This is a genomic window from Clostridia bacterium, from assembly GCA_036562685.1.
Classification (GTDB): Bacteria; Bacillota; Clostridia; order Christensenellales; family DUVY01; genus DUVY01.
On sequence record DATCJR010000096.1, the window covers coordinates 1 to 6,914 of the forward strand.

Annotated in this window: 7 protein-coding genes; 1 reads left to right on the forward strand and 6 read right to left on the reverse strand. The window is 35.8% G+C overall.

Going from position 1 to position 6,914, the window contains the following annotated elements:
* From VIL26_04525 to rpmE, 5 genes are all read right to left on the reverse strand, one after another.
* The coding region (locus VIL26_04525) for a 2-isopropylmalate synthase (protein HEY8390200.1) at window positions 1–275 on the reverse strand (275 nt) is incomplete at its 3' end.
* Between the two features lie 235 nt (window positions 276–510).
* A complete protein-coding gene (locus VIL26_04530; GenBank protein HEY8390201.1) occupies window positions 511–1,701 on the reverse strand; it encodes a pyridoxal phosphate-dependent aminotransferase in 1,191 nt (396 codons plus the stop codon).
* Window positions 1,702–1,905: 204 nt separating this feature from the next.
* Window positions 1,906–2,973 (reverse strand): peptide chain release factor 1, encoded by a 1,068-nt coding sequence (gene prfA, locus VIL26_04535; GenBank protein HEY8390202.1) that lies wholly within the window; start codon window positions 2,971–2,973, stop codon window positions 1,906–1,908.
* Between the two features lie 4 nt (window positions 2,974–2,977).
* The gene (gene prmC / locus VIL26_04540) at window positions 2,978–4,795 is read right to left on the reverse strand and encodes a peptide chain release factor N(5)-glutamine methyltransferase (protein HEY8390203.1); all 1,818 of its coding nucleotides are present in this window, start codon (window positions 4,793–4,795) and stop codon (window positions 2,978–2,980) included.
* An 88-nt stretch (window positions 4,796–4,883) separates the two neighbouring features.
* The gene (gene rpmE / locus VIL26_04545; protein HEY8390204.1) at window positions 4,884–5,093 is read right to left on the reverse strand and encodes a 50S ribosomal protein L31; all 210 of its coding nucleotides are present in this window, start codon (window positions 5,091–5,093) and stop codon (window positions 4,884–4,886) included.
* 275 nt (window positions 5,094–5,368) lie between these two features.
* Between rpmE and VIL26_04550 the strand changes: the two genes are divergently transcribed.
* Window positions 5,369–6,394, forward strand: coding sequence for an alcohol dehydrogenase catalytic domain-containing protein (locus tag VIL26_04550; protein HEY8390205.1), 1,026 nt, complete (start codon window positions 5,369–5,371; stop codon window positions 6,392–6,394).
* 129 nt (window positions 6,395–6,523) lie between these two features.
* Here VIL26_04550 and VIL26_04555 read toward each other — a convergent pair.
* On the reverse strand, window positions 6,524–6,914 hold a 391-nt coding region (locus VIL26_04555; GenBank protein HEY8390206.1), incomplete at its 5' end, for a cyanophycin synthetase.

Here is a 6,914-nt window from a genome sequence, read left to right on the forward strand (position 1 = left end):
TTAAAAATATGTACTATCTGCTCAACCGTAAAAGGCGCGGTTGATTGCTGCCCATCACGAAATGTCGTATCCGTAATCCAAATATTATCCGGCATCTCCATAGGAACGACACGACGGTTAAAAATCACCTTAGGCACTTCAGAATAATTAAAAAACTCTCTAAAAAGATTGGGTTCTTCTACATCCTGCAAAGTATGATGATAGTATTCCCGCTCCAGCAAATTAGTCTTTTTGTTGTAATATGTTCTGGGTTTTTGAGAATTATCATATCCCATAGCTACTCCCTATTATGTTGCGAATATTTATTCACAACATACGCTTATTTATTTATAATTATAATGTTTTATATATGATTATAACTTGGAGTGAATATTTGTCAACAACTACTTCTTGTTGTATTACTTATATGCGGGATTATTTCTGTTTATAGCAAAACTATCAGTTGTTTTTAAAGCTGATAGTTTTGAATTAGATAATTTAAAAATTTCAGTTAAAAATTTAATTTAAAATTTATTGAAGTTGATTTAAAAATTCTTTTAGTCTGTTAAGACCTTCTTTGATGTCCTTTTCTGAAACTGCGTAGGATAATCTTATATATTCTGGAGCACCAAAAGATTCACAAGGCACTACAGCAATTCGGGCATATTCCAGCATAAGCTCTGCGGCTTTCAATGCGCTGTCGATTACTTTTCCGTCTATAGATTTTCCAAAAATGCTGCTTATATTGATCATTACATAAAATGCGCCTTGCGGATTAGGACAAGACAGTCCAGGTATAGAATTTACAAAATCAACAATTAACTTTCTTCTTGCGTCAAAAGTATTTACCATTTCTTTAATGAAATCGTCTTGCATATGAAGAGCCGCAACGGTAGCATATTGGGCAATACTGTTGGCATTAGAAGTACAATGGCTCTGCATATTATCTATTGCTTTTGCGATCTCGGTATCGGCTGCAAGATATCCAATACGCCATCCTGTCATAGAATATGACTTGGATGCGCCGTTAACAACTATGGACTGCTTTTTGATTTTGTCGGAATACTCGGCTATAGAATAATGCTTGCATCCGTCATATATAATCTTTTCATAAATTTCATCGCTTATAATATAAATATCTGTCTTTTCCAATACTTCTGCCAAAGCCCACAACTCTTCCTTAGAATATACAACACCTGTAGGGTTGGAAGGTGAATTGATAATCACAGCTTTGGTCTTAGATGTGATTGCTGATTTCAGCTTTTTAGGTGTAAGTTTAAAATTATCGTCTTTGGTATCCACTATAACAGGAGTACCGTCACACATCTTAACAAGCTCAGGATATGTCAGCCAGAAAGGCGCAGGAATAATAACCTCGTCACCTTCTTCAACCAATGCAAGCATAATATTGTATAAAGAATGCTTTGCGCCGTTGCTTACAACTATCTGATCGGGCGAATAAGTCAAATTATTATCTTTCAAAAACTTTTCGCAAATAGCCTTTTTCAAAATCGGCATTCCGCTGTTGGGTGTATATTTGGTGAAACCCTTGTCTAAAGCCTCTTTAGCTGCGTCAATGATAACTTCAGGTGTATTAAAATCAGGCTCTCCAGCTCCAAAGCCTATTACATCTATTCCTTCATCTTTCATTTTCTTAGCTTTTGCAGTAATTGCAAGTGTCAATGATTGTGATATCTTTAATGTTCTTTTTGCTAAAGCCATGGGTTTCCTCCGTTATTTACATAACATTTCTTATGTCTCATATTACGCAGTGATTATATAATAAGTGAATTTTGGTGTAAACAAAAAAAAGCTCAAAAAAGCTTGTTAAGCTATTTTAATTCTAGTGTTCTCTATAAGCTATGCTTATAATCACCTATTGAGATATAAAATAATGAAAAGAGCATTAAAAAAGCTCCAACAGCTTTATTCGCTTTGTTGGAGCTTGCGTGTTTGATCTGCTAGTCTTAATTGTTCTATCATTTCATCAATTTCGCCGTTCATAAAATTATCAATGTCGTATATTGTAAGTCCTATTCGATGATCGGTAACTCTTCCTTGAGGGAAGTTATATGTTCTTATTCGCTCTGATCTGTCTCCTGTACCTATCTGACCTCTGCGGGTGCGTGCGTATTCTTCGTCTGCCTGCGTTTGATAAAGGTCATAAAGTCTGGATTTTAGAACCTTCATAGCTTTTTCTCTATTTTTTATCTGAGAGCGCTCGTCTTCGCAAGTAACTACCATGCCTGTGGGCAAGTGTGTAATTCTTATCGCTGATTCAGTTTTGTTGACATGCTGTCCGCCTGCGCCGCCGCTTCTATAAGTGTCAATCTTTAGATCTTTTTCGTTAATTTCTACTACCACGTCTTCTGCTTCGGGCAACACCGCTACCGTAACCGTTGAGGTATGAACGCGGCCTTGAGTTTCGGTTTCGGGAACGCGCTGAACTCTGTGAACACCGCTTTCAAACTTCATCTTTGAATAAACATTGTCTCCTGCAAGAGAAAAAACTGCTTCTTTGATCCCGCCTTTTTCGGTTGCGTTGATTGAAATATCTTCTATCTTCCAACGCTGCATTGCTGCATACATTTTATACATGCGCATAAGTTCTGCGCCAAATAGTCCTGCTTCTTCTCCGCCTGCACCTGCTCTGATTTCCACGATAACATCTTTTTCATCATTTTTATCAGGGGGCAAAAGCATAATTTTGAGTTCTTCTTCTAATTTTTCAATTGCTTGTGAAGCTTCCTCAAACTGCATCTGAGCAAGTTCTTTCAGTTCATGGTCACTATTATGAGCTAAAATTTCATGTGCCTCGTTTTTGGCAGCAAGCGCTTTGTTGTATTCTTCGTATTTATTGATTATAGGCTCAAGTCTTGAATGCTCTTTTGCTGTCTTTTTCCATTCTTCTATATTGGAAATAAGATCAGGATCAGCTAAAGACTGAGTGAGCTTTTCAAATTTGGTTTTTAATTCTTCAAGCTTTTGTATCATTTTATTATCTCGCCCTTTTGAATAATATTATTCTTTGTTTTCCGTCAAGATCGTTTATTATCTCAACGTTATTGTATTGATCTTTGTATTCGCTTTCAATAATATCTTTAATGATTTGCGGTTGATCGCTGCCAGCCTCCATCATTAAAATACCGTCAGGGTTAAGAAACTCAAAAGCATCTTTTAGTATTCTTCGTATGATGTCAAGCCCGTCTGCCCCGCCGTTTAAAGCCTTTATCGGTTCTTGTTTTACTTCGGTAGACAATAATGCAAGTTCATCTGTCTTTATGTAAGGCGGATTGGTAACTATTATATCAAACGTGCCTGTAATGTTTTGAAATAAGTCGCTTTGAATTAACTGAATATTTTCTAGCCCCTTGCAATTTTGTTTTGCAACTTCGATAGCAGGATGGCTTATATCAGAAGCTGTAATTTGAGCATTTTTAACTCTGTTAGCGACTACAACTGCTATGCATCCGCTGCCTGTGCATAAATCTAAGACTTTAGGGCTAACACCTTTTTGGCTCAATTCTTTTGCTTTATCCGCCGCCAATGTCGCCAAAACTTCTGTTTCAAATCTAGGTATTAATACATTAGGGTTAACAATAATCTTATATCCGCAAAAATCCACATCGCCCAATATATATTGAAGCGGCTGGCGTGTTTGTATTCTTCTGTCAATTAGTTTTTTTGCCGCATAATATTGACTGCGTTTTATGATTTTGGTCATTTTTAAACTTGTTCTGTTTGTCTTTAAAATATGCGCCAAAATCCAATCCGCTTCATTTTCTTCAATATTGGCATCTTTTAGCTTGGTGTAAAATTCATTTATTGCAGATGAAAGCTCAATTTCGTCCCAATCAACGCATTTTATACTGTCATCTTTTTCCATTTCATCAACAGCAGTAAATGCTTTTATTGCAACTTCTATCATCTGTTCATCAGGCTCTTTGGTCGTAAGAAATTGCAAAGCAAGTCCCGGAGCTTTTAATATGCGCACAAATAAGTTGTCAGGCAATATCGCAAAAAATCTTAGCAATTCATATGAAAAGCCAGCTACAAGCGGCAGCAAAATCAATCTTACAATGATTTTTCCGTACCAAGCACCAAAAAATGTCCAAAAAGAATTAATTCCGCTCAAATATTCTATTAACGAATTTGACAGAGTAAATAAAACAATAGAAACGATCATCACTAAGAACAAAAATGTCGTTCCGCATCTGTCATGAATTCTAGAACAGCCTTTTACATTTTGAACATTGAGTTCCAAATCTTTTTCAAAACAGTTTATCGTCTTATGTTCAGCACCGTGATACATAAAAGTGCGTTTTATATCTTTCAAAAAAGACACTGAAACAAGGTAAGCCAAAAAAATGAGCAGTCTTGTTACGCCTTCTACCACACTTGTCAAGACATTGCTCTTATATCCCCACCATTTGTTGACCAGATAGTTAACACCGTCACTTATAAGGCTGGGCAAAAACATAAACAAGACAATAGAAAAAGCCAGACCCAAAAATACAGCCAAAAACGCTTCGCCATTGGTAATTTCGCTTTGACCGTCTTCTTCGCTGTAAACTTCTGAACTTTTCAATAATGTCTTTACACCCAAAATCATGGTTTGAAAAAACATTACAGCGCCGCGAATGATAGGTATTTTTCTAATAATGCCCTTGCTTTTTTTGAGTCTTTCAGTTTTTAATAAAACATTCCCTTCGGGGTCGCGAACAGCCAACGCCATAGAGCGCACACCGCGCATCATAACGCCTTCCATTACCGCCTGTCCGCCAATAAGAGTTTTTTTGGCTTTTTTTTCTTTCATAAAATTAACCCCTAAAAAATAAAAAAAGTGCGCAAAATCTTTCGCTCGAAGAACGCAAAAAGAATAAGGCACTTTATAAAAAACTAATCTAGCCCTTTATGTTATAACGCTTGTTGAACTTGTCAATTCTTCCGCCAGTTTCTGCTACCTTGTGCTTGCCTGTATAGAAAGGATGACATTTTGAGCATACTTCTACCTTAATTGTGTCGCCTTTTATGGTAGAACCGCTTATAAACTTTTCACCGCAGGCACATTCGATTGTAACCTCGTGATAATTGGGATGAATGTTAGGTTTCATTTATCTTGCTCTCCTAAAGAATTTCAAAATTATTGTCATAACATTATAAAGCACATTAGTTATTTTAGTCAAGTAAATGTATCTGGTACATTATTGAATAGTTTTTTGATATAAAAATTAGCGCTAATTATATGATAAAATTGTTTTCTATGGCAAATTAAGCATTTTTTTGACAAAATGCTATCTAAAGTTTATCATAATTTTATTTCAAAAAATATCAAATAATGATATACTGTTTAAGCTAAATCATATTAGAATTTAAAAAGAGGTTAAATGTGAAAGCTTGGGTAATTGACAAGCCCGAATCTATAACATTGCAGGAAATCAAAGAAAACGAAATACCTGCCAATAATGTCAAAATCAAAATTACTCTTGCCAGTTTGTCTTTGACAGATGCAAAGGCATTTAAAGGGGATTTGATAGGCGGAGTACAATATCCTTTTATCCCTGGAAGACACGCCGTAGGCATTATAAGTGAAATTGACGAAAACAACTCTTTTGGATTATCACGCGGTCAACGTGTAGTCATTGACCCTAATATTCCATGCAATAATTGCTATGCATGCAAAACCCACAGACCTTGGGAATGTGAAAAAATGAAGGTAATGGGTTTTTCTTCAGAAGGCCTTATTAGAGATTTTGCATGTGTCCCTGTATCCAATGTCTATCAGATACCGCAACAGATTTCTGATAAAGAAGCTCAGTATGTTGAATACACTTCAATAGCAGTCAAGGTTTTTAACGAACTAAAAGTAGCTGAAGGCGAACATATTGTCATAATCGGCGCTAGCATTTTAGGCATTATTATGGCTCAGCTTGCCTTATATTATCAGGCTGTTCCCATTATCTTAGACCCTCACCAGGACAAGCTTGATATTGCGACCAATTTAGGCATTTATTACACTATTAATACAAGCACTGCAGACCCCAATGAGAGAATCAAACAAATAACAGGCGGAAGATATTGCGAGTGTTCGATTTATCTTGCAAATTCCAACGACAAGATTCAAAAGGCGTTTGATTATGCTTCGGTAGGCGGAAGAGTAGCGATAGTAGGCTGGGAATATATTGCTGAAATAATGAACGGTAACGTAAGCGGTATTTTGTCAAAACAGTTGACTGTTATGGGAATCAACAATGGACAAAAGCAAATTCCCGCTGCAATCAACATGCTTGCAAAAAAAGTCGTAGATGTATCACCGTTTAAAATCAAAGATATTAAATTTGACGAAGTAGATCAAGGTCTGAAGGAATACAGCCAAAACCTGCTTCGTTATCACAAGATCTTTATTAAAATATAGAATTACCGTTTTAGAATAAAAACTCCTTAATATTTTGATATTAATATTAAGGAGTTTTTTTATGTTAAGTTTGAATGTGCCAAAACAAGTTACAGTATATGAGATTTTATATAATCTAAGTCAAGACGCCTATTTGTTTTCTGCGCCAGAAATTAGATAATCTTTTAGATTGATAATATCTCCTGCCCCGACAATTATCAACAAGTCATTGGCAGTCAGCCTTTTTTTAAGATAAAGGCTGCAAGACTCAAAGTCATCAAAATATAAAACATTTTTTCCTTGCTGTTGTAATTCTTGGCTTAATTTTAAACTAGTTACTTCTGGATCATTAGGTTCTCTCGCGGCATAAATAGGCAGCAAGATAATTTCATCAGCATAAGACAAAGATTTTTTAAATTCTTCCCACAGACTTTTGGTGCGTGAATAGGTATGAGGTTGAAATATGGCTATAACAGAAGGATTTTGAGTTTTTGCTGTATTAATCGCAGCCTCTATTTCTTTGGGATGATGAGCATAGTCA

Excerpts from the sequence above, each read along its gene's own strand:
- VIL26_04530 (HEY8390201.1), bottom strand. The coding sequence starts at position 1,701 with ATGGCTTTAGCAAAAAGAACATTAAAGATATCACAATCATTGACACTT.
- rpmE (HEY8390204.1), bottom strand. The coding sequence starts at position 5,093 with ATGAAACCTAACATTCATCCCAATTATCACGAGGTTACAATCGAATGT.
- prmC (HEY8390203.1), bottom strand. The coding sequence starts at position 4,795 with ATGAAAGAAAAAAAAGCCAAAAAAACTCTTATTGGCGGACAGGCGGTA.
- prfA (HEY8390202.1), bottom strand. The coding sequence starts at position 2,973 with ATGATACAAAAGCTTGAAGAATTAAAAACCAAATTTGAAAAGCTCACT.